Raw genomic sequence first — 22141 nt, forward strand, 5'->3', positions numbered from 1 at the left:
ACCCTCCGCGACGCCGACTTTTTAACACGTCGTATGACGTAGTAAACAACATGTCCGACAACGGTGGGACCGACGAGTCCGACGGGCCGGCCACGGACGACGGCGCGTCGCTCGAAGCCCTCCGAAACGCCCGCTCAGAGGCGCGCGAGACGCTCTCCGAACAGTCCCAGATGTTCAGGCGTACCGACAAGAAGGCCATTCGACTCCTGAAGTTCAACGCGACGCTCCTCGTCGTGTTGGCGACGCTGCTCCCCGCCGTGGCGAACGCGAACCTCGGTGTGACGGTCCTGTTCAGCGGCTACCTCGCCGTCGGGTTCGTCTGCCTGCTCGCGTCGGCCGCGATGGCCGGCGTCGCGTACACGACGACCGCACAGTACAGCGGTATCGGTCCGACGGACCTCTCGAAGACGGTCATCGAGAACTACCACTCGAAGCGCTTCGAGAAGCGACTCGTGAGCGGGTACGCGAAGTGGATCCGCGGTAACCGCCGGACGAACACGCGGAAGGCGCCGCTCATCACGGCGACGCTCCTGTTGATGCTCGGCGCGATGGGCGGGTTCCTCCTCGCCTTCTTCGCGACGTTCAACGGGAGCGTCCCCCGTTTCCTGCTCGCCGCCGTCGTCGTCGTGCTCGTCGGCGCGACCTACTTCTCGCGCCTCCACGAGCAGATCGCCCGGTGGCGGCGGGCCGCGAAGAAGGCCGGTCAGGTCGACGACGGGGACTTCGACGCCGTCGACGTCGTCGACCCATTCCACGGCGAGCAACTCTCGACCGGCCGCGAGGAGGGTACGGGCAACGAGTAGGGACGGCGAATCGGGGGCAAGCGTTGCCGTAACTGACGGTTATAGATTCCTGGAGAAATATGCACTACGTACATGAGCGACGAGGACCGACAGGGGTTCGACACGGACGCGGTCCACGCGGGCCAGGAACCGGACCCCGCGACGGGCGCGCGCGCCACACCGATCTATCAGACGACGTCCTACGTCTTCGAGGACGCCGAGCACGCGGCCGACCTCTACGCCCTCGAAGCGGAGGGCGACGTCTACTCGCGCATCAGTAATCCGACGGTCGAGGTGCTCGAAGAGCGCCTCGCCACGCTCGCGGGTGGGACGGGTGCGGTCGCGACGGCCAGCGGGATGGCCGCCCTCGACGCCGCCACGTTCGTCCTCGCCTCCGTCGGCGACAACGTCGTCTCTTCTTCGGCTATCTACGGCGGGACGCGCACCTACCTCGAACACACCGCGGGACGGCGCGGTATCGAGGCGCGCTTCGTCGACCCACTCGACTACGAGGCCTACGAGGAGGCCATCGACGAGGACACCGCCTACGTCCACGTCGAGACCATCGGCAACCCCTCCTTAGTGACGCCGGACTTCGAGAAACTCGCCGACGTCGCCCACCGTAACGGCGCGCCGCTGTTCGTCGACAACACGTTCGCCACGCCCGCGCTGTGTCGGCCGCTGGAACTCGGTGCGGACCTCGTCTGGCACTCGACCACGAAGTGGCTCCACGGGTCCGGGACGACGCTCGGCGGCGTCCTCGTCGACGGCGGGAACTTCGATTGGACGGCCGAGCGCCACCCCGAAATCGCCGGCGAGAACCCCGCCTACCACGGTATGGTCATCGACGAGGAGTACCCCGACGCGCCCGTGGCCGCCGCGACCCGTCTCCGGGGAACCCGCACCCTCGGGAACATGCAGAAGCCCTTCGACGCGTGGCAGACCCTCGAAGGCCTGGAGACGCTCCACCTCCGCATGGAACGCCACGCCTCCAACGCCCAGCGAGTCGCCGAGTACCTCGCCGACCACGAGGACGTCGCGTGGGTGAACTACCCCGGACTGGCGGACCACGAGACCCACGACAACGCCACGGAGTACCTGGAGGGTGGGTACGGCGGGATGCTCACCTTCGCGCCCGAGGGCGGCTTCGAGGCCGCCAAGCGCGTCTGCGAGGAGACCGAGTTGGCGAGTTTCCTCGCGAACGTCGGTGACGCGAAGACGCTCATCATCCACCCGGCGAGCACCACCCACGCACAACTCTCCGAGGAGGCCCAGCGCGAGAGCGGCGTCCACCCCGACATGCTCCGCGTCTCCGTGGGCATCGAGGACCCTGCGGACGTGGTCGCCGACCTCGAACGGGCCATCGAACGGGCCAGCGCCGCCGGCGGGGAGTGACCTATGGACGTCGAACGCGACACGCGCTCGCTGGGGTCGTTCACCTTCGAGTGCGGTGACGTCATCGACGACCTCGAAGTCGCCTACGAGGCCTACGGCGAGTTCACCGGCGACAACGCGGTGCTCGTCTGTCACGCCCTCACCGGCAGCCAGAACGTCGCCTCGCGGAGCAGCGGCGACACGGCGGGACAGGCCCGCGCCTGGTGGAGCGACGTCGTCGGTCCCGGGAAGGCCATCGACACGACCGAGTACTACGTCGTCTGTGCGAACGTCCCTGGATCGTGTTACGGCACGTCCGGGCCGGCCACCGAGGCGCCGGACGGCGAACCCTACGGGACGGACTTCCCGCCCGTGACGGTCGGCGACTGGACGCGCGCCCAGCGACGACTGCTCGACGACCTCGGCGTCGGCCGCCTCCACGCCGTCGTCGGCGGGAGCGTCGGCGGGATGAACGCCCTCGACTGGGTGAAGCAGTACCCCGACGACGTCCGCCTCGTCGCGGCCATCGCCACCTCCGCCCGCCTCGACCCGCAGTGTCTCGGACTGAACGCCATCGCCCGCCGCGCCATCACCACCGACCACGACTGGGACGGCGGCGACTACTACGGCGAGGACCACCCCGACCCGACCGACGGTCTCGCGCTCGCCCGGCAGATCGGCCACATCATGTACCTCTCGAAGGCGTCGATGGAGCGGAAGTTCGGTCGGCGCTCCGCGGGTCGCGGGTCCGTCCGCGACACCTTCCCGGTCGACGAGGCCGCGGGCTTCTTCCCCTACCGCGAGGTGGAGTCCTACCTCGACTACCAGGCCGAGAACTTCGTCGACCGCTTCGACGCCAACGCCTACCTCTACCTCACCCGCGCGATGGACGACTACGACCTCTCGGAGGGGTACGGGTCGGACGCCGAGGCCATCGGCGCCTTCGACGGCGAGGCGCTCCTCCTCTCGTTCACGGGCGACTGGCACTTCACCGTCGAGCAGTCCGAGACGCTCGCCGACGCCTTCCGCGAGGCGGACGCCGAGGTCGCCCACCACGTCGTCGACTCGGACCACGGCCACGACGCCTTCCTGGTCGAACCCGAGAACGTCGGCCCACCGCTCTCCGACTTCCTCGCCGCCGGCGTCGGCGGCCGTGCCGTCTCCGATACGGAGGAGTCAGAACGGAGCGGACACGCACCGGTCCACAACAGTCTCTTCCCCGGGTGACGGTCGCCCGATTCCCCTCGTCTCGTTTCACTCGCTCACTTCGCCACGAGTCTCGACTCCACCCAGTCGGATTTACCCGAGGTAAACCTCGACGTCGGTGAGTCGCCCGTGTCGGTGTCAGACACCCGACCGAACGTATCAGGGACCCACTGTTCCACCGTCTGTCGCCGTCAGACACGACCTGTCGTGGCTCGACGGACTCTGACGTGTGTAAGACATTCGGCGTCGTCTCCAGTTAAAAAAATGTGTACGCTCACGAACTATACGCAACTGGTAATTCCATACTTTAATCTTGCGGCCGTTCGTGGGGTAACGTATGGGGGAAATTGGGGGTTCACAGCCCAACCCGACGTCGACGGCGTGGGGGCGCCGTCTCGCCGAAGTTATCGCACTCGCCGTTCCGCCCGCGCTGCTGGTCGCCGTCTTCGCGGCGCCGCGGACGGTGAAAGAATCGCTGGTCCTCGCCGTGAGTGACCCGACGGCCGTCGGGTTGTGGGCGTCACACTACGTCCACTTCACGGAGAGTCACCTCGTCGAGAATCTCGTCTCGTACGCACTGCTCGTACCGACCTGCTACGCACTCTGTGCACTCAGCGGACGCCGACGACGGTTCTGGGGGGCCTTCGTCGCGTTCCTCGTCGGCTACCCGCTCTTGCTCTCGACGGCCGACGTCCTCCTCGGACAGCCAGGCGTCAGCTACGGGTTCTCGGGCGTCGCGATGGCCTTCTTCGGCTTCCTCGGTCTCTCGCTGTTCACGTTCCTCGCCGAGCACTTGGAGGGTGCTACACTCGACCACGCGCCGGCGGTCTTCTTCGCGGGCGCGTCGCTCATCGCCGTCGTCGCACTCCCGTCGAGTCGCCGGGCGACCACGGCGGGCGTCGCCGCCGCGCTCATCGCGCTCGGCTACGCCGTCTCGTGGTACACCGCGCTCCCGGTCGGTGCGCTCCGCCGGGCCTTCGCGAATCCGGGCGTCGTCGAACTCCCGGCCTTCGCGCTCTGTCTGTTCGTCGCGACCGTCTTCGCCGGGTTCCCGGCGAACCCGTTCCGCTCGGGTGTGGTCGTCAACGTCTACGTCCACTTCGTCGGCTACTGCACCGGGTTCGTCCTGCCGTTCGCGTACCTCCAACTCCGGTCGGTCCGTCGGGGGTTCGACGAGGAACGTGAGCCGTCGGATACCGCCGACCGGGTCTCGGGGTCGCTGTCGACCGAAGGCCGCGTCTGAGCCCTGGAGCGCGTCTCAGCGCTCGGCGTCGAGGAGTCCGTCCTCCTCGAAGACGCGCGCGAGTCGGTCCATCGTCGCGACGACGACGTCGCAGTGGGGGCGCACCGCTGGCTTCGGGAGGAAGCCGATGGACTGGCCCGCCACCTTCAACATCGGGAGGTCGTTGGCCCCGTCGCCCACGGCGACTGTCTCCGTGAGGTCGACGTTCTTCTCCACGCAGAGTGCCTCCAGCGCCTCGTCCTTCGTCCCCTCGATGAGCGGGCCGTCGGCGTCGCCGGTGAGGTGGCCGTCCGCGACGGGGAGTTCGTTCGCGACGATAGTGTCGACCGCGACGTTCTCGCGGGCCAGCGCCGCCTCGACGCCGGGCGTGAACCCGCCGGTGAGGATGGCGGTCGTGTGTCCCGCCTCGTTCAGTCGCTCGACGAGGTCGGCCGCGCCCGGCCGGAGGTACACCTGTTCGTAGGCGGCCTGCGCTTCGGGTTCGGGGAGACCTTCGAGCAGTTTCGCCCGCTCGTAGAGACTCTCCGCGTAGGAGAGTTCGCCGCGCATCGCGCGGGTCGTGATGTCCTCGATCTCGTCGGCGACGCCGTACTGCTCGCCGAGCAAGACCATCATCTCGGAGTCCGAGAGCGTCCCGTCGAAGTCGAACGCAACGAGTGCCATGTGGTAGGCGTTTTGCGCGGGGGTGCGTAAGTGATTCGTGATTCTGACGACGGGACGCGACCCACTTCCCGAACCCGACTCCCGACGCCGCATATCTCAGTTATCGCGCCCATATCTCGGAAACGGTTCGCCACCGCCCGACCCCGTGACGGCCCGGTCCTCGGCGGCGGTGGTGTCCGGGCACGGTGAGCGGTCAGAACGTGACGTCGTACGTGCACACTCGCTGGTTCCCGACCAGATATCGATACACGTACGTGCCTAATTCCGGCCGGAATCGACCCCGACAATTCGCGCCCATGTGGAAAGCATTAACCTCGCGCGGCAGTTTCGTCCGAGCATGAAGGTTCTCGTCACGGACCCCATCGCGGACGCCGGTCTCGACCGTCTCCGCGAGGATGGCCACGAAGTCGTCACCGCCTACGAGGTCGAGGGGGACGCCCTCCTCGACGCCGTCGCCGACGCGGACGCGCTCATCGTCCGCTCCGGTACGGAGGTCACCGAGGAGGTCTTCGACCACGCCCCCGACCTGCAGATCGTCGGCCGCGCCGGCATCGGCGTCGACAACATCGACATCGACGCCGCCACCGACCACGGCGTCATCGTCGCCAACGCCCCCGAGGGCAACGTCCGCGCCGCCGCCGAGCACACCGTCGCGATGGCGTTCGCCACCGCCCGTTCCATCCCGCAGGCCCACGACCGCCTGAAGGCCGGCGAGTGGGCGAAGGGTGACTTCCTCGGGACGGAGGTCAACGGCAAGACGCTCGGTATCGTCGGTCTCGGTCGCGTCGGCCAGGAGGTCGCCAAGCGCCTCGGCAGCCTCGGCATGGACCTCGTCGCCTACGACCCCTACATCAGCGAGGAGCGTGCCGAACAGATCGGCGCCGACCTCGTCGACCTCGACGACTGTCTCGACCGCGCGGACTTCCTCACCGTCCACGTCCCGCTCACCGACGAGACGGAGAACCTCATCTCCGAGGAGGAACTCGCCCAACTCGAAGGCGGTTACGTCGTCAACTGTGCACGCGGCGGCGTCGTCGACGAACCGGCGCTCGCGGGCGCCGTCGAGGACGGCGTCCTCCAGGGCGCGGCCATCGACGTCTTCGCCGAGGAACCGCTCCCCGAGGACTCCCCGCTGCTCGACGTCGAGGACATCGTCGTGACGCCCCACCTCGGCGCCTCCACGGCCCAGGCACAGGAACACGTCGCCGTCACGACGGCCGAGCAGATTCTCGCCGCGTTCGCGGACGAACCGGTCCTCAACGCGCTCAACGCGCCCTCTGTCGACGAGAGCGCCTTCCCGCGCATCGAACCGTACATCGGTCTCGCCGAGACGGCCGGGAAGGTCGCCGCCCAACTGTTCGACGGCCGCGTCGAGCGCATCGAGATCTCCTACGCCGGCGACATCGCCGCCGAGGACCTCGACCTCGTCACCGCCAGCGCCCAGAAGGGCGTCTTCGAACCGCTCGAGTGGCAGGTCAACGCCGTCAACGCCCCACGAGTGGCCGAGGAACGCGGCATCGAGGTCACCGAGTCGAAGACCCGCCACTCCGAGGACTTCCAGAGTCTCCTCTCGGTCACCGTCGGCGACGACGAGACGGAACTCACCGTCTCCGGCACGCTGTTCACCGGCGACGAACCCCGTCTCGTCTCCATCGACGGCTACCGCGTCGACGCCATCCCCGCGGGCAACATGCTCGTCGCCCGCAACTACGACGAACCCGGCGTCATCGGCTTCATCGGCACCGTCCTCGGTGAACACGACGTGAACATCGCCGGCATGTTCAACGCCCGCGAGACCATCGGCGGCGAGGCGATGACCGTCTACAATCTCGACGACGACGTCCCCGAGGCGGCCGTCGACGAACTCGAAGCCGACGAGCGCATCATCGAGGTGCGCGAACTCGAACTCAGCGAGGCCCCGTCCGGCCGCGAGTAACGCTCCCGTTCTTACCCACGTTTTTCGACTCCCGCTTCGCCGCTTCCCCCGTCCTCAAGTACCACGCCCGCTTCGACGTTCGCGTGCACAGTGACGAGCGTCTCGTCCGCGGTCACTCCGGACGGCTCCTCCTCGTCGTCTCGCTCGGGTGGCTCGCGATCCAGGGCGGCCGACTCCTCCTCTCCCCGCTCGTCCCCGAGATAACCACCGACCTCGGTGTCTCCTCGTTCCTCGTCGGCATCGCGTTCACCACGATGTGGGGGATCTACGCGTTCCTCCAGTACCCGTCGGGCCGCCTCTCCGACGCCCTCTCACGGAAGACGCTCCTCCTCACCGGTCTCGTCTGTTGTGTCGTCGGGTTCGCGGCCCTCGGTGTCGCCCCGACCTACCCGCTGTTCCTCGTCGGCTCGGCGGTCGTCGGACTCGGTGCGGGCTGTTACCCGACGGCCGCCCGCGCGCTCGTCTCCGACCACTTCGTGGAGAAACGCGAGAAAGCGTTCGGTCTCCACACCGGGTCCGGCGACGTGGGTGGCGTGGCCGCTGCGGGGGTGGCCGCCGCGGCGCTCGCCCTCGCGACGTGGCGGACGGCGTTCGTGCCGGTCGTCGTCCTCCTCGCCGTCGTCACCGTCGCCTACCACCGCCTGAGCCGCGAGGCGTTCGTCGTCGAGCGCTCCGACCTCGCGGTCGTCGCCACCGCCCGACGACTCCTCGCCGACCCCCTGATGCGCGGTCTGCTCGTCGTCTACGTCCTCTACGCGTTCACCTGGCAGTCGACGGCGGCCTTCCTCCCGACGTACCTCGAACTCGGCAAGGGGTTCGACCCGCTGGTGGCGAAGGTGGCGTTCGCCCTACTGTTCGCCGTCGGCGCCGTCGCGAAACCCGGCGCTGGCTACGTCGCCTCCCGCCTCCCACGCAAGTGGCTGATTCCGTCCGCCCTCGTGTTGGGGGCGCTGTCGCTGGCGGGCGTCGTCCTCGCGTCGTCGCCGCTCCCCGCGCTGGTCGCCGTCGGTTGCTTCGCGGTCGGCCTGATGGCCTACCCGCCGATGATGCAGTCGTTCCTCATGGACACGTTCCCGGACGACAGCGCGGGCGGCGACCTCGGGGCGATGCGCTCCGTCTACATCGGTCTCGGGGCGCTCGGGCCGACGTACGTCGGGGCCGTCGCCAGCACCGCGACCTACGCGCTCGCCTTCACCGGTCTGGTCGGTTGCCTGCTCGTGAGCGCGACGCTCCTCGTCTACCTGGCGGACTGACGACGCGGACGCGGACGCAGACGCGGCTACTCGCCGAGGACGTCGAGGACGCCGTCCGCGTCGGCGGGGGCCGGGACGGGTTCGGCGCCGGCGGCCGCCGCGGCGTCGGGGTCCTTCAGCAGGTGGCCGGTCGTCAGACAGACGACCTGCTCGTCCGCGTCGACGACGCCCTGCTCGCGGAGTTTGTGGAGACCGGCGACGGAGGCGGCGGAGGCGGGTTCGACGCCGACGCCGTCCTGTGCGAGTTCGCGCTGTGCGGCGGTGATCTCCTCGTCCTCGACGGCGACGGCGGTGCCGCCGGTCGCGCGGACGCCCGGGAGCGCCTTCGGCGCGTTCACGGGCATCCCGATGCGGATGGCGGTCGCGCGGGTCTCGACTTCCTCCCAGCGTTCGACCGACTCGGCGCCCGACTGGATGGCCTCGACGAGCGGTGCGGCGCCCTCGGCCTGGACGCCCGTAATGGCGGGCATCTCGTCTTCGTCCATGTCGCCGGCGGCGACGAGTTCGCGGAAGGACTTGTAGAGCGCCGCCGTGTTGCCGGCGTTCCCGACGGGGAGGACGATGCGGTCGGGGTACTCGCCGGTCTCGGCCTTCGACTGTTCGAGGATCTCGAGGGCGATGGTCTTCTGACCCTCCAGTCGGAAGGGGTTCAGCGAGTTGAGGAGGTAGGCTTCGCCGCGGTCGGCGAGTTCGGAGACGACGTCGAGGCAGTCGTCGAAGTTCCCGTCGACTTCGAGGATGCGCGCACCGTGGAGGGCAGCCTGTGCGACCTTCCCGGCGGCGACCTTCCCGGCGGGCAGGAGGACGAGGACCTCCGTGTCCGCGCGGGCGCCGTAGCAGGCGAGCGCGGCGCTCGTGTTCCCCGTGCTCGCGCAGGCGAGGCGGTCGACGCCGAGGCGCTCCGAGACCTTCACGCCGACGGTCATCCCGCGGTCTTTGAAGGACCCGGTTGGGTTCATCCCCTCGTGTTTCACGCGGAGGTCGGCGACGCCGGTGGCGTCCTCGATGCTCGGGACGGTGTAGAGCGGCGTGTTCCCCTCCTCGATGCTGACGCCCGTCTCGAAGGGGAGGGCGGCGGCGTAGCGCCAGACGCCGCTCCCCTCGAAGTCGTCGAAGCCGGCGTACTCGTCGTAGCGTGCCTCCAGGAGGCCGTCACAGTCGGGACAGCGGTAGATGACGTCGTCGAAGGGGGCGTGCTGTTCGCCGCACTCGATACAGGTGAGCCAGACGCCGTCGTCGGCCACGTCGGGGGTCTCCTCGGCTTCGAGGTCGAGGTGTGCGCTCGTCATTACCGTCACCTGCGGACCCGAGGCACAAATAGGGGACGTTCTTCTCCGTCGAACAATCGTGGAATCGGGAGGCGGCCGGACGTCAGTCGCCGTTCAGCAGGTGGACGAGCAGCCCTTTCTGGGCGTGCATCCGGTTCTCGGCCTGCTCCCAGACGATGGCGGCGTCGCTCTCGATGACGTCGTCGGTAATCTCCTCGCCGCGGTGGGCGGGCAAGCAGTGCATGACCGCGGGGTCGTCACCGTGGGCGAGGAGGTCCTCGTTCACCTGGAAGCCGCCGTCGTAGAACGTCTCGCGTTTCTCCTCGGGGTTCTCGGCGTCGGCCATACTCACCCAGACGTCGGTGTAGACGACGTCCGCGTCGTCGACGGCCTCGACGGGGTCGTGGGTGACCGTCGGTTCGGCGCCGTACTCGCGGGCGCGCTCGAACACCGACTCGTCGAAGGCGTACGCCTCGGGCGTGGCGACCGAGACGTCGAGGCCGGCCATCGCCGCGCCGACGACGAAGGAGGCGCCGACGTTGTTGGCGTCGCCGACCCACGCCACCTCGGCGTCGAAGCCACACTGCTCGCGGACAGTCAGGAGGTCCGCGAGCGTCTGGGCGGGGTGGGCCTCGTCGCTCAACCCGTTGACGACGGGGACGTCGGCGTACTCGGCCAGCGCCTCGAGGTCGTCGTGGTCGCCGACGCGTGCCATGATGGCGTCGACGTAGCGGGCGAGCGCGCGGGCGGTGTCCTTGATGGGTTCGCCGCGGCCGAGTTGGATGTCCTCCTTGCCGAGGAAGACCGCGTGGCCGCCGAGTTGGGTCATCCCGACCTCGAAGGAGACGCGGGTTCGCGTGCTGGGCTGTTCGAACAGCATCGCGAGGCTCCGCTCGGGGAGCACCGCGTGTGGTTCGTTCGCCGCGACGTCCGCCTTGAGGGCGGCCGCCTCGGCCAGCACGGCGTCGAGTTCGTCGGGGTCGAGGTCGTCGATGTCCAGAACGTCGGTCATAGGTACAGTGAGGTCAGGAGAGTTGTTCGCAGGCCCGCTCGAGCACGGCGACGCCGCGGTCGAAGTCCGCGAGGTCGATGCGCTCGTCGGGGGCGTGGTCCAGCGAGGAGTCGCCGGGTCCGTAGGTCGCCATCGGGCAGTCCCACTCGCCGGCGAAGATGTTCATGTCGCTGGTCCCGGTCTTCCGCAGGTGTGTCGGTTCGCCGTCGGTGTCACGGATGCCCGCGCGCAGGGCCGCGGCGACGCGGTTGCGCGGGCTCTCCATCACCGGCGGGATGCTGTCGAGCCACGAGACGTCGACGGAGGCGTCCTCGCCGACGTAGGTGGGGAGGGCCGCCTCGACGGTCGACTGCACCTCGGGGACGGTCTTCGAGGGCGGGACACGGAACTGGGCGTCGACGCTCGACTCGAAGGCGAGACCGTCGTCGGAGACGCCGCCGTCCATCGAGACGGGCTTGGTGGTGACCTGCTCGAAGACGGGGTCGTCCGACTCGTCGACGAACGCCTCGGAGGCGTCGTGCCACCAGTCCATCGCGTATTCGAGGGCGTTGGGACCCGGCCGCGACGTGTGTGCGGACGGAGTCTCGCCCGCGAACCGGCCCTTGACGAAGCCACGGTAGCCGAGGGTGAGGTTGTCCCACCCGCTCGGCTCGCCGTTGACGACGGCGTCGGGCGCCTCGCGGGTGTCGACGAGGTGGCGCGCCCCGCGGGAGTTCGTCTCCTCGCCGACGACGGCGACGAAGGAGACGCCCGTGCGGACGGCCGCGACGGCCATCGCGGTGAGCGGTCCCTTCGCGTCGACGCTGCCGCGCCCCCAGAGTTCGCCGTCCTCCTCGCGGACGGGGATGTCGCCGGGGACGGTGTCGATGTGCGAAGTGAGGAGCACCGAGTCGTCGGCGGGCGCACGGACGTTGCCCACGTCGTCGATGGTGACCTCGCGACCGTGTTCCCGGAAGAAGTCGGCGAGGCGCTCACAGCACTCCCGTTCCTCGCCCGACACCGACTGGATCCCGACGAGGTCGGCGAGCAGTTCGCGGGCGGGTTCGTCGGGGTGGTCGACGGCGGACTCGCTCACGAGAGGGCACCCCCGACGATGTGTGTCCCGTGGTTCCCGCAAGCCGCGATGATCGGGTCGCCGAGCGTGGCGTCGCCGATGACGACGCGGTCGACGCCGCTCGCGAGCGCGGTCTCCGCGGCCGCGAGTTCGTGGTCGTCGGCGCCCGTCTCGCGGAGGGCGTCGAAGCCGTCTGCCGTGTCGACCGTCCCGGCGGCCGTGTGGCCGTCCGAGAGGAGGACGAGGTCGACCTCGGCCTCGGGGTCGCAGACGGCGAGTGCGCCCGCCACGGCCGACGCGACCTCGGTAGCCGCGAGGTGGACCCGTTCGTCGTCACTCCCGACCTCGGCGAGCGCCGGTCCCGAGACGACCGGGACGTAGCCGTCGTCGAGGAGCGTCTCCAGCAGGTCGACGTTGACGGACTCGACGCCGGCGTCGGAGCCGAGTAAGAGTTTCCCGTCGATGCCGGAGAGTCCGACGCCGGCGACGCCGCTGGCCTGCATCTCGCCGACGAGCGACGCGTCGCCGTCGTGTCCGTCCACGACGACGACGTCCTCGTCGTTGACGACGAGGTGGGCGACGTCGGTGACGACCTCGCGCGACGCGGAACCGAGGGAGGCGACTACCGTGACCATGGTTTCAGGGACTGCCGACGGGGTGGAGTCCGCGGTAGTCGAGACCGGTCGTCTCGTCGAAGCCGAGCGCGACGTTCGCCGCGTGGACGGCCTGGCCCGCCGAGCCCTTCATCATGTTGTCGATGGCCGAGAAGACGACGACGCGGTCGTTGCGTTCGTCCATCTCGAAGCCGATTTCGGCGCGGTTCGTGCCCGCGACGGACTTCGGCTCGGGGTAGCGGTAGACGCCGCCCCCGCCGGAGACGAGGTCCACGAAGGGTTCGTCCTCGTAGGCGCCGCGGAAGGCCTGCCAGAGGTCGGCCTTCGAGGGCATCTCCTCGGGGTGGACGTGACAGGTGGCGGAGGCCCCGCGCACCATGTCCACCGCGTGGACGGTGAAGGAGACGGAGACGCCGAGTTCCTGCTGGATCTCGGCCTCGTGGCGGTGGCTGATCGGCGCGTACGGGCGGACGACGCCCGAGCGCTCGGGGTGCGAGGAGGCCGCGCCGCCGCCGGCGCCGCCCTCGGATGAGCCGACCTTCACGTCGACCGTGAGGTGGGCGTCGTCGAGGACGCCCGCCTCGGCCAGCGGGGTCAACCCGAGGATGGTCGCGGTGGCGTTACAGCCGCCACCCGCGACGAGGTCCGCGCCCGCGATGTTCTCGCGGTTGATCTCGGGGAGGCCGTACACCGACTCCGAGAGGAGTTCCGGGCGCGTGTGCCCGTCGTACCACTCGTCGTACTGGGTCTCCTCCTGGAGACGGAAGTCCGCGCTCAGGTCGACGACGGTGTCGGCGACGTCGCGGTACTCGTCGATGTGGTCCATCGCGACGCCGTGGGGTGCCGAGAGGAAGAGCACGTCTACGTCGTCGAGGTCCTCCGGCGAGGAGAAGCGGAGGTCGAGGTCCCGGAGGTTCGGGTGGACTGTCCCGACGCTACGCTTCTCGTACTGGCGACTCGTCGCCTGTTCGACTCGCAGTTCGGGGTGGTCGGCGAGGATGCGGAGGAGTTCGCCCCCCGCGAAGCCGCTGGCGCCGACGACGCTCGCGGTCGGCACTACAGCGACACCTCCGCCTCGACGCCCGCCTCGGCCTTCGCTTCGAGCCAGTCGACGACGGTGCCGGGGACGTCCGTCTCCACGGCGTCGTCGAGGGCCTTGAACTCGACCGTGTGGTTCACCTCGTGGATGGTGTACTCGCCGTCCTCGGTCTCCATGAGGTCGACGCCGAGCATCCCCCCGCCCACGGCCTCGCTGGCCTCGCGGGCGAGTTTGCGGACCTCGTCGGTGAGTTCGAGTTCCTCGGTCTTCGCGCCCTTCGCGGCGTTGGTGACCCAGTGGTCCGAAGAGCGGACCATCCCGGCGACGGCCTCGCCGTCGACCGTGAGCACGCGCAGGTCGCGGCCGGGCTTGTCGACGTACTCCTGGATGTAGAACACCTTGTGCTCGTAGTGACCCAGGGTCGCCTTGTGTTCGAGGATGGCCTCGGCGGCGCTCTCGGACTCGATCTTGGCCATGAGGCGGCCCCACGAGCCGACGACGGGCTTGAGGACACAGGGGAAGCCGAACTCCTCGACGGCCTCCATCGCGCTCTCGGTCGTGAAGGCGACCGACGTCTCGGGCGTCGGGACGCCCGCGTCTTCGAGGGTGAGACTCGTCTTCACCTTGTCCGCGCAGACGTCCGCCGTGTCGGGCGCGTTCACCACGGGCACGCCGTAGTGCTCGGCGAACTGCGTGGCGTACTTGCTCCGCGAGGTCGCGAGACAGCGGTCGAGGACGACGTCGAGGTCCTCGAACGTGCCGCCCGCGTCGTCGAGACCGAACTGCTGGTCGCGGACGTCGATCTTCTCGACGTCGTGGCCGCGCTCGCGAAGCTCGTTCAGGAGGAGCTTCTCGTCCTTGCGGATCCGTGAGTAGAGCAGTCCTAACTTCACGGTTACTCCCCCCAGTCCTCGTCGAGCTCGGGCGCCCGTTCGAGGACCGGCGGGTTGACGTCGGTGACCTCCAGCTCGGTGCCGCAGGTGCCACAGTCGACGATCTCTCCAACTTCCAGGTTGTCGTGCAGGTCCACGTCTGCCCCGCACTCGACGCATTCGGTCATTGTTCACTCACACCTTTCGACGGGGTACACTTAACACTACCGGACTTGTTTGTAATCTTACAAAAGAGCAGACTCCGCTCTACGTGGACGAGAACGCCCGAAACCCCGAACTTCGAACCGTGCCAGTTATGTCTGGTTTCTGTTTAATGCCCCCAGAACGGGGCGGGAGTGGTGGTCGCGGCGGGAGCGGACGACCCGCTCGCGGACCGACCACTCGCGGTGCTCGCGGTCGTCGGAGTCGGGTCCGTCCCTCAGACATAGTCGGCCACCTCCGCGGCGAGTTCGTCCTCGGCGGCCGCGAGCGCGTCGCGGGCGTCGCCGACGAGCGTGCGGTCGTGCTCCAGGTCTTCGGTGGCACTCGCGAGCGTCGCCTCGGCCGCCTCGGGGGCGGGACCGCCACGGGAGTCGCGCATCGCGACGCTGTGGGCGGGGTCGAGGGCGGCCTTCACCGCGTCCTCGCCGACCGCCTCGTCCAGCGACTCGCCGAGGTGTTCGCGGGCGGCGGCGTCGAGGGCCTCGTAATCCGCTTCCCCGGCGTCGCTCGCGGTTTCACCGCTCGTGCGTTCGGCGGCTTTCGCCGCCTGCGCGACCACCTCGTGGGCCGTCCGGAAGGGGACGCCGTGCATCGCGAGGAGGTCCGCGACGCCGGTCGCGGTCGAGAACCCTTCGCCCGCCGCGTCGGCGAGCGCTTCTTCGGGCCAGTGGGCCGTCCCCACCGCACCCGCCGCGACCTCCGTCGCCTCGACGACCGCGTCGACCGTCTCCCACGCGTGGGTGGTCGCGTTCTGCAGGTCGCGGTTGTAGGCGCGGGGGAGTCCCTTGAGCGTCGTGAGGAGTCCCTGCAGGCCGCCCGCGGCGTCCCCGGCGACGGAGCGGACGAGTTCCATCGTGTCGGGGTTCTTCTTCTGGGGCATGATCGAAGAGGTCGAGGCGTAGTCGTCGTCGAGTTCGACCAGCCCCTTGTTCGAGAAGACCACCAGGTCCTCGGCGAGACCCGAGAGCGTCGTCGCGACGCCCGCGAGCGCGGCGACTCCCTCGTAGAGGAAGTCGCGCGCCGAGGAGGCGTCCATCGAGTTCTCGACCACGCCGTCGAAGCCGAGCAACTCGGCCGTGCGCTCGCGGTCCACGTCGAAGGGCGTCCCGGCGAACGCGGCCGCGCCGAGCGGCGACTCGTTCGTCCGTGCGTAGGCGTCGAGCAACCGTGCAGCGTCGCGCGAGAGTTGCCCCTCGTAGGAGCACAGGTAGTGTGCGACGGTCGTGGGTTGGGCGGGTTGGAGGTGGGTGTAGCCGGGCATCACCGTCTCGGTGTGCTCGTCGGCCACCGCCAGCAGCGTCTCGCGCAGGAGGTTCACCGCCTCGACGGCGTCGAGGAGGTCCTCGCGCAGGCGGTAGCGGATACAGGTCGCCACCTCGTCGTTGCGCGAGCGCGCGGTGTGCATCTTCCCGCCGGCGGGGCCGACGCGCTCGATGACCGCGCTCTCGATGGCCTCGTGGACGTCCTCCCCGGCGGGAAGGGCGTCGAAGCCGGCCTCCTCGACGTCGTCGAGGGCCACGAGGATGGCGCCGATGTCGTCTTCGGGGACGATGCCCTGCTCTGCGAGCATCACCGCGTGCGAGCGGTCGACCGCGAGGTCGGCCTCGAAGATGCGGTCGTCGGCGTCCATCGAGGAGAGGAACCCGCGGGCGGGGCCGCCGCTGAAACGGTCGCGGCGGACGACGGTCTGCCCGCCGTCCTGCTGTCCGCCGTCGGCGGCCGCGTCCGTGGTGGGTTCCTCACTCATCGTTTACTCCTCGCTGTCGTTCTCGGCGTCGCCGTTCCCGTCCGTCGCGAGTTCGGGCTTCGAGGCGTTGACCTTCTCCGCGACGGAGTTGGCGAGACGGCCCTGGAAGCCGTGGTACTTCGCGACCCCGGTGGCGTCGTCCTGGGTGATGTCACCGACGGCCTCCGTGTTGAAGGAGGCGAACTCCTCGGAGTAAACGGCATATTCGCTGTCGCGGGCGACGGCGCGGGCCTGGCCGCCCTCGAACTTGATGGTCACCGTCCCCGTCACCTTCTGCTGGGTCTGGTCGATGAAGCCCTCGAGGGCGCCGACGAGCGGCGCGTTGACGAGACCCTCGTAGGCCTTCTGGGACCACTCGTGGTCGACCTGCTTCTTGAAGTCGCGTTCCTCCTTCGTGAAGACGAGTTGTTCGAGCGCCTCGTGGGCGGTGAGGAGGGTGGTGGCGGCCGGGTGCTCGTAGTTCTCGCGCACCTTCAGGCCGAGCATGCGGTCTTCCATCATGTCCGTGCGACCGACGCCGTAGGAACCGGCGAGGTCGTTGAGGTACTCGACGAGTTCGACCGGCTCCATCTCGTCGCCGTCGACGGCGACGGGGACGCCCTCCTCGAACTCGATCTCGACGAGTTCGGTCTCGTCGGAGGGTTGGTCGGTCCACTCGTAGATGTCCTCGGGAGGCACGTAGTCGGGCTTCTCCAGGTCGCCGCCCTCGATGGAGCGACTCCAGAGGTTCGTGTCGATGGACCAGACGCCCTCCTTGCCGCCCTGGACGGGCAGGTCCTTCTCGTCGGCGTACTCGATCTCCCACTCGCGAGTGAGACCGAGTTCGCGGACGGGGGCGATGACTTCGAGGTCGGACTCGCGCCAGACGGCCTCGAAGCGGAGTTGGTCGTTTCCTTTGCCCGTGCAGCCGTGGGCGATGCCGTCACAGTCGTTCTCGTGGGCGACGTCGAGGATGGCCTTCGCGATGACGGGGCGGGCGAGCGCCGTCCCGAGGGGGTAACCCTGGTAGTCGGCGTTGGCCTTCACGCCGTCGAAACAGAGGTCCGCGAAGTCGTCCTTCGCGTCGACGACGTAGTGTTCGAGGTCGAGGGCCTCGGCGGTCTCGTAGGCCTCTTCGAACTCCTCTTCGGGTTGGCCGACGTCGACGGTGACGCCGATGACTTCGTCGTAGCCGTACTCTTCTTTCAGGAGCGGGACGCAAACGGTGGTGTCGAGCCCGCCGGAGAAGGCGAGCGCCGCGGTCTTGGTCTGGTCTGCCATTTGTGTGGTGTGTTGTCGGGGGTGATAGTTGGACGACGATACGGGGTTCGTGGGTCGAAACGAACGAACCGGAAGTCAGGAGGTAGGTAAAGTGGGGTCTAAGGGGACCCCGGTCGTCGTCGCGGCAGACGGAGGACGGACACGGCGCTGCCGGAGAAAGCGGACGTGGTGGCAGCGAGCGTCTGCATCGTTACTCGCCTATTGTAGAGGTCCGGTATTAAACGTTTTCGACCCTCCAGCATTTTCCGCCGGTTTCCCCGTGGTACCACGAGTCACGGCCGTGTAGCCGCCCATTTTTCCACGGCCGATGCGTACGTAACGACAGGATGGTCGACTGGCCCAGTCTGAACGCGAAAACCGTCGTCTTCGTCGTTCTCGCACTCCTCGTCACGTGGTTCGTCATCCACCTCCTGCAACTCCTCGCGACCGTCGTCCTCGGGTTGTTGAGCGTCGTCGGCGTCACGGTCGTCGTCTGGTTCCTCGTCCGAGTGTGGTGGCGGCGCCGCGAGTGAGGTCGGGCGAAGGCGGAGTTTTTTGCAGGGTGGAGAGAAAAGTAAGAACGCATGTCCCGCGCATCACTCGAAGCCGAGACCCTCCTGAAACTCGTCCTGGCACTCGTGTTGCTCTGGATCGTCATCGAACTGCTGGAGGCGGTCGTCGGGGTCGCCGCCGGCGTATTCGGGCCGGTCGTCGGCCTGCTCGTCCTCCTCGTCATCGTCCTCTGGCTCTTCGACAGGATCTAGGCGGAGCACCCATCCGTCTCGGTGTCCTACCACCGAGCGTGTACAGCGTGAACGTTCCCGTGCCGCAGGCGGTCCGCTCGCTCGCGGCCGACCTCCGGCCCGCGCTGAGCGACTTCGAGCGGATCCGTCAGCGGCCGACACTTCTCTGCAAGCGTCTCCCCGCCGAGAACCGCCGCGAGTACCTCGACGCCGAGCGCCGCGCACGCCGCGCCCTCGACGGACTGCCGCCGTTCGCGGTCCGGATCGACGGCATCGACGTCTTCGAGGACCCGCCCAGCGGGACGGCGCCGGTCGTCTACCTCTCGGTGACAAGTCCCGGACTCGACGAGGCGCACCGCCGACTCGTCGACGAGTTCGGCGCTATCGACGGTCTCGAAGGTGAGGACTTCGTCCCACACGTCACCCTCGCTCGCCAGTACGACGGCGGGCCGGTCTACCGGGAGGACCCGACCGACCGACTCCGACGGAAGGAGATCGACCCGATCGAGTGGGACGCGACCGAACTCCAGTTCTACGACGCGTCGTACGGCGAGCGCATCGATTCCGTCTCGCTCCCGGCCTGAGACCGGCCGCGACGAGTGCCCCGACGCTCAGGGCCGGGGCGGACCGTCTTCGCCCCACGCGTCCATGTCGCCGTAGAAGTTGAGCATCGAGAACTTCAACTTCGAGGGGTCGAGGTCGACCATCTCCTGGCGCTCCTCGCCGGGGAACGTCCCGTTGATGGAGTACTTCCGCATCGAGCGGCGACTCTGTTTCGTGTAGCGGCGGTCGACGAGCACCCGCACGCCGAAGTCGTCCGGCGAACGGATGACCCGGCCGAGCGCCTGGCGCGTCTTGCGGACCGTGGGGACCTCGACGCCGTACGTCCACCCGGCGTCCTCGGTGTCCTCGAACACCTGGTCGTAGGCGTCCTGCACCGCCTCGGCCCGTTCGTCGAGGTGGGGGTAGGGGACCCCCACGACGGCGACGGTCCGGGCGTCGTCGCCGTCGAAACTCACGCCCTCCGCGAGCGTCCCCCACAGCGAGGTGAAGAGGGCGGCGCCGTCCTCGGCGACGAACCGCTCGCGGAGGTCGTCTGCGGGTTCGCCCGGTTCGTCGAGGTAGAGCGGGCAGTCGACCCGGTCTCGGAGTCTGTCGTGGTAGCGCTCGGCTTCGCCGTAACTCGGGAAGAACAGGAGCGCGTTGCCCGCCGTGAACTCCACGACGTCCGAGAGTACGTCCGTGTACTGCTCCTGGACCCCGCGTTCGTCGCGTTTGCTGGCGAACAGCGGTTCGGTGTCGACGGCGAACGTGCGTCGGCGCTCCTCGGGGAACTGGAGACCGAAGGCCATCGTCTCGGGGTCGTCCAGTCCCAGTACCTCGGCGGTCACGTCGAACGGCCGGAGCGTCGCGGACATGAGGACCGTCGCGTGCACGGAGTCGAAGAGGTCGGTCGTCACCTCCCGCGGAATGCAGGTGTAGAGTTCGGCGCGGCCGTACACCTCGTCGGTGCTCTCGTCGCGGCGGACCGCCACCGTCGGGTACTGTCCCAGCGAGTCGCCCTCGGTGAGGTAGGCGTCGACGAACTCCGCGGCCTGGAGGGTCTGACACTCCTGGCGGGAGGTGGCGTCGCCGTTCCGGTAGGCGTCCTCGTACCCCTCGTCGAGGTCCTCGCCGAGCGAGATGGCGTCGTCGACGTCCTTGCCGATGCCCCGCCCGGTGTAGCGTTGGAAGAAGGTGAGTGTCAGGTCGTCGCGCTTGTGGTCGTTGGCGACGGGCACGTCCTCCCAGTTCGACCCGACGTCCTCTCTCCCGCCGTAGCCGAAGGCGTCCTCGTAGGTCTCGCCGAGCGCGTCGCGGAACGCCCGAATCACGTTCAGCGCGTCGCCGGCGCGGGGGTCCTCGCTGTCTTCTAACTCTGCGACGGCCTGGTCGAGCGTGTTCTCGGTGAGCGTCTTCGAGGCGTGGTCGCGGGCCGCGTCCTCGACGTTGTGCGCCTCGTCGAAGACGCAGACGACGTCCTCGGGGTCGCGGTCGAGCCAGCGGAAGAACTGCGCGCGGATACCGGGGTCGAGGAGGTGGTGGTAGTTACAGACGACGAGGTCGACGCCCTCCATCGACTCCTTCAGCAGTTCGTACCCGCAGAGACCGTTCTCCTCGGCGTAGTCGTAGACGTCGTCGGGCGTCCGCACGTCGTCGTAGAGCCAGGAGACGAACTCGTCGTTCGACCCGCGGAGGTTGGCGGCGTAGCGCTCGCAGACGTTGCGCTCGCGGAGGTCTTCGAGTTCGTCGGCGACGGCGTCGAGTTCGTCCATCACGGCGCTCCGGGCGTCGGCGGCGCTCTGCCCCTGCGCCCCGCCGTCCCCGTCGCGCGCCTGGTCGAGGAGTTCCTGCTGGCGCTGTTCCAACTCGCGCTTCTCGGCCTCCGTCTCGACGACTTCTCTGGTGTTGTCCCGGAGGACCTGACACTCCTCGTAGTCGACGTCGATGTGACACATCGACCCCTTGCCCTTGAACACGACGGCGCGGATGTCCTCGGCGTCGTGGATCTCACGGGCCTCCCGGACGAACTGGCGCATCTGCTGGTGGACGTTCGTCGTGATGACGACCGTCCGGTCCTCGCGGCGGGCGTGTTCGAGCGCCGGCGCGAGCGCCGCGAGCGTCTTGCCCGTCCCGCAGGCCCCCTCGAAGAGGACGTCCTGTCCGTCGTCGAGGGCGTCGCGGATGCCCTCCATCGCCTCACGCTGGTTGTCGTACGGCGACGGCTTCGGGAAGAAGCGCAGGTAGTCGGGACCGGAGTCGGGGGTGTCGCTCGTGGCCACGTTGAGAGAAATATTGGGCGGCTTACGGCTTAAGTTCGGGGTTCCGTCGACTACCCCAGCGTGCGTTCGCCGTCGCGGGTGACAACCGTCGTGAGGTCGAAGTGCTCGGGTTCGATGTAGACCTTCTTGACGCCGGGGTTGTGCGCCATCAACTCCGCTTCCATCGCGGTGATGCGGTCGTCGATGTCCTCGGTGTCGAGTTCGTCCGCGAACGCCACGTCCGCCGTGACGATGATGCGCTCGGGACCGAAGTACACCGTCCGGAAGTCGACGACCTCTTCGACGCCGTCCCAGTCCGCGACGATGTCCCGCAGTTCGTTCTCGTCGCCCTCGGGCAGACTCTCGCCGAGGAGAAGTCGTTTGTTCTCCCACGCGAGCGCGAGCGCGAAGCCCATCAGGAGGATACCGATGAGAACCGCGGCGGCGGCGTCGTAGACCGGGTTGCCGGTCACCTGTGCGAGGACGTTCCCGACGAGCGCGAGCGCGAGGCCCGCGACGGCGATGGTGTCCTCCGTGAACGCCGTCAGCGTCGTGATGTTGCTCGTCTTCACGAACGCCTCGCGGTAGCCACTCCAGTCGTGCTTGCGGATGTCGTGGATCATCCCCTGGTTCGCCTTGTTCAGGGCGTAGCCCTCGAAGACGAGGCCGGCGCTGAGGACGGCGTAGTTGACCCAGACGGCCGGGAAGGTGGAACCGGCGAACGTGACCGTCCCGCTGAGTCCCGCCGCCTCGTGGGCGACGAGGGCGTGGTAGCCGTGGTTCAGGCTCTCCCAGCCCGCGATGCCGAACAGGAGGACGCTCACGAGGAAGGAGTAGAAGAACTGCGCCTTCCCGTAGCCGAAGGGGTGGCTCTGCGTCGGCGCCTTCCCGCCGTAGCGGATGCCGACGAGGAGGAAGATTTGGTTGCCCGTATCGGAGACGGAGTGGTACGTCTCCGAGAGCATCGACGGACTCTGCGTCAGGAGATACCCCACGAACTTCAGACAGGCGATGGCCGCGTTCGCGAACAGTGCCGCGAGGACCACCGACTTGCTACTCGCCATCGCGTCGGC

21 protein-coding genes are annotated in these 22141 nt (G+C 68.5%); 9 read left to right on the forward strand and 12 right to left on the reverse strand.

Annotated elements, in window-relative coordinates; all coding sequences use genetic code 11:
• The first annotated feature begins 50 nt into the window (after nt 1–50).
• From P0Y33_RS12985 to P0Y33_RS13000, 4 genes are all read left to right on the forward strand, one after another.
• Nucleotides 51–803, forward strand: coding sequence for a hypothetical protein (locus tag P0Y33_RS12985; protein WP_279527818.1), 753 nt, complete (start codon nt 51–53; stop codon nt 801–803).
• A gap of 72 nt (nt 804–875) precedes the next feature.
• Nucleotides 876–2177, forward strand: coding sequence for an O-acetylhomoserine aminocarboxypropyltransferase/cysteine synthase family protein (locus P0Y33_RS12990; protein WP_279527819.1), 1302 nt, complete (start codon nt 876–878; stop codon nt 2175–2177).
• Between the two features lie 3 nt (nt 2178–2180).
• Nucleotides 2181–3383 (forward strand): homoserine O-acetyltransferase MetX, encoded by a 1203-nt coding sequence (gene metX, locus P0Y33_RS12995; RefSeq protein WP_279527820.1) that lies wholly within the window; start codon nt 2181–2183, stop codon nt 3381–3383.
• Nucleotides 3384–3699: 316 nt separating this feature from the next.
• Nucleotides 3700–4605 carry a hypothetical protein gene (locus tag P0Y33_RS13000; protein ID WP_279527821.1) on the forward strand — a complete coding sequence of 302 codons (906 nt, stop codon included), beginning with the start codon at nt 3700–3702 and terminating at the stop codon, nt 4603–4605.
• Between the two features lie 15 nt (nt 4606–4620).
• On the opposite strand, the gene serB is transcribed toward P0Y33_RS13000, so the two are convergent.
• Entirely contained in the window at nt 4621–5268 is a 648-nt protein-coding gene (serB, locus tag P0Y33_RS13005) for a phosphoserine phosphatase SerB (RefSeq protein ID WP_279527822.1), read from the reverse strand.
• A 337-nt stretch (nt 5269–5605) separates the two neighbouring features.
• Here serB and serA point away from each other — a divergent pair, with 337 nt between their 5' ends.
• Nucleotides 5606–7204: a phosphoglycerate dehydrogenase gene (serA, locus tag P0Y33_RS13010; protein ID WP_279527823.1), complete on the forward strand. Its 1599-nt coding sequence runs from the start codon at nt 5606–5608 to the stop codon at nt 7202–7204.
• A gap of 83 nt (nt 7205–7287) precedes the next feature.
• Entirely contained in the window at nt 7288–8457 is a 1170-nt protein-coding gene (locus P0Y33_RS13015; RefSeq protein ID WP_279527824.1) for an MFS transporter, read from the forward strand.
• Nucleotides 8458–8483: 26 nt separating this feature from the next.
• On the opposite strand, the gene thrC is transcribed toward P0Y33_RS13015, so the two are convergent.
• The 9 genes from thrC to P0Y33_RS13060 all read right to left on the reverse strand — a co-directional run bounded on the left by thrC (nt 8484) and on the right by P0Y33_RS13060 (nt 17545).
• Nucleotides 8484–9746, reverse strand: coding sequence for a threonine synthase (gene thrC, locus P0Y33_RS13020; protein WP_279527825.1), 1263 nt, complete (start codon nt 9744–9746; stop codon nt 8484–8486).
• Between the two features lie 82 nt (nt 9747–9828).
• Nucleotides 9829–10737 (reverse strand): ornithine carbamoyltransferase, encoded by a 909-nt coding sequence (gene argF, locus P0Y33_RS13025; RefSeq protein ID WP_279527826.1) that lies wholly within the window; start codon nt 10735–10737, stop codon nt 9829–9831.
• 13 nt (nt 10738–10750) lie between these two features.
• Complete coding sequence (locus P0Y33_RS13030) at nt 10751–11812, reverse strand: [LysW]-lysine hydrolase (protein ID WP_279527827.1); 1062 nt, start codon at nt 11810–11812, stop codon at nt 10751–10753.
• The gene (locus P0Y33_RS13035; protein ID WP_279527828.1) at nt 11809–12426 is read right to left on the reverse strand and encodes an amino acid kinase family protein; all 618 of its coding nucleotides are present in this window, start codon (nt 12424–12426) and stop codon (nt 11809–11811) included. The genes P0Y33_RS13030 and P0Y33_RS13035 overlap by 4 nt, the downstream gene beginning before the upstream one ends.
• A gap of 4 nt (nt 12427–12430) precedes the next feature.
• On the reverse strand, nt 12431–13462 hold the full coding sequence (argC, locus tag P0Y33_RS13040; RefSeq protein ID WP_279527829.1) for an N-acetyl-gamma-glutamyl-phosphate reductase: 1032 nt from the start codon (nt 13460–13462) through the stop codon (nt 12431–12433).
• Nucleotides 13462–14337, reverse strand: a complete 876-nt coding sequence (gene lysX, locus P0Y33_RS13045) for a lysine biosynthesis protein LysX (RefSeq protein ID WP_279527830.1) — start codon at nt 14335–14337, stop codon at nt 13462–13464. Before lysX ends, argC begins: the two co-directional genes overlap by 1 nt.
• A gap of 2 nt (nt 14338–14339) precedes the next feature.
• A complete protein-coding gene (lysW, locus tag P0Y33_RS13050) occupies nt 14340–14504 on the reverse strand; it encodes a lysine biosynthesis protein LysW (protein ID WP_279527831.1) in 165 nt (54 codons plus the stop codon).
• 251 nt (nt 14505–14755) lie between these two features.
• Nucleotides 14756–16285 (reverse strand): argininosuccinate lyase, encoded by a 1530-nt coding sequence (gene argH, locus P0Y33_RS13055; protein WP_279527832.1) that lies wholly within the window; start codon nt 16283–16285, stop codon nt 14756–14758.
• 3 nt (nt 16286–16288) lie between these two features.
• Nucleotides 16289–17545 carry an argininosuccinate synthase gene (locus P0Y33_RS13060; protein WP_279527833.1) on the reverse strand — a complete coding sequence of 419 codons (1257 nt, stop codon included), beginning with the start codon at nt 17543–17545 and terminating at the stop codon, nt 16289–16291.
• A gap of 326 nt (nt 17546–17871) precedes the next feature.
• Between P0Y33_RS13060 and P0Y33_RS13065 the strand changes: the two genes are divergently transcribed.
• Genes P0Y33_RS13065 through P0Y33_RS13075 form a run of 3 tightly spaced genes read left to right on the forward strand, consistent with a single transcriptional unit; the run spans nt 17872 to nt 18851 of the window.
• On the forward strand, nt 17872–18057 hold the full coding sequence (locus P0Y33_RS13065; protein WP_279527834.1) for a hypothetical protein: 186 nt from the start codon (nt 17872–17874) through the stop codon (nt 18055–18057).
• Between the two features lie 51 nt (nt 18058–18108).
• On the forward strand, nt 18109–18288 hold the full coding sequence (locus P0Y33_RS13070; protein WP_279527835.1) for a DUF7554 family protein: 180 nt from the start codon (nt 18109–18111) through the stop codon (nt 18286–18288).
• A 38-nt stretch (nt 18289–18326) separates the two neighbouring features.
• A complete protein-coding gene (locus tag P0Y33_RS13075) occupies nt 18327–18851 on the forward strand; it encodes a 2'-5' RNA ligase family protein (protein ID WP_382217935.1) in 525 nt (174 codons plus the stop codon).
• Nucleotides 18852–18878: 27 nt separating this feature from the next.
• Here the strand turns inward: P0Y33_RS13075 and P0Y33_RS13080 are convergent, their stop codons facing one another.
• Together P0Y33_RS13080 and P0Y33_RS13085 are read right to left on the reverse strand one after the other, a co-directional pair.
• Nucleotides 18879–21089, reverse strand: coding sequence for an ATP-dependent DNA helicase (locus tag P0Y33_RS13080; RefSeq protein WP_279527837.1), 2211 nt, complete (start codon nt 21087–21089; stop codon nt 18879–18881).
• A 50-nt stretch (nt 21090–21139) separates the two neighbouring features.
• Nucleotides 21140–22132: a cation diffusion facilitator family transporter gene (locus P0Y33_RS13085; RefSeq protein ID WP_279527838.1), complete on the reverse strand. Its 993-nt coding sequence runs from the start codon at nt 22130–22132 to the stop codon at nt 21140–21142.
• Nucleotides 22133–22141 lie beyond the last annotated feature (9 nt).

It is taken from the genome of Halospeciosus flavus, from assembly GCF_029814175.1.
Lineage (GTDB): Archaea > Halobacteriota > Halobacteria > Halobacteriales > Halobacteriaceae > Halospeciosus > Halospeciosus flavus.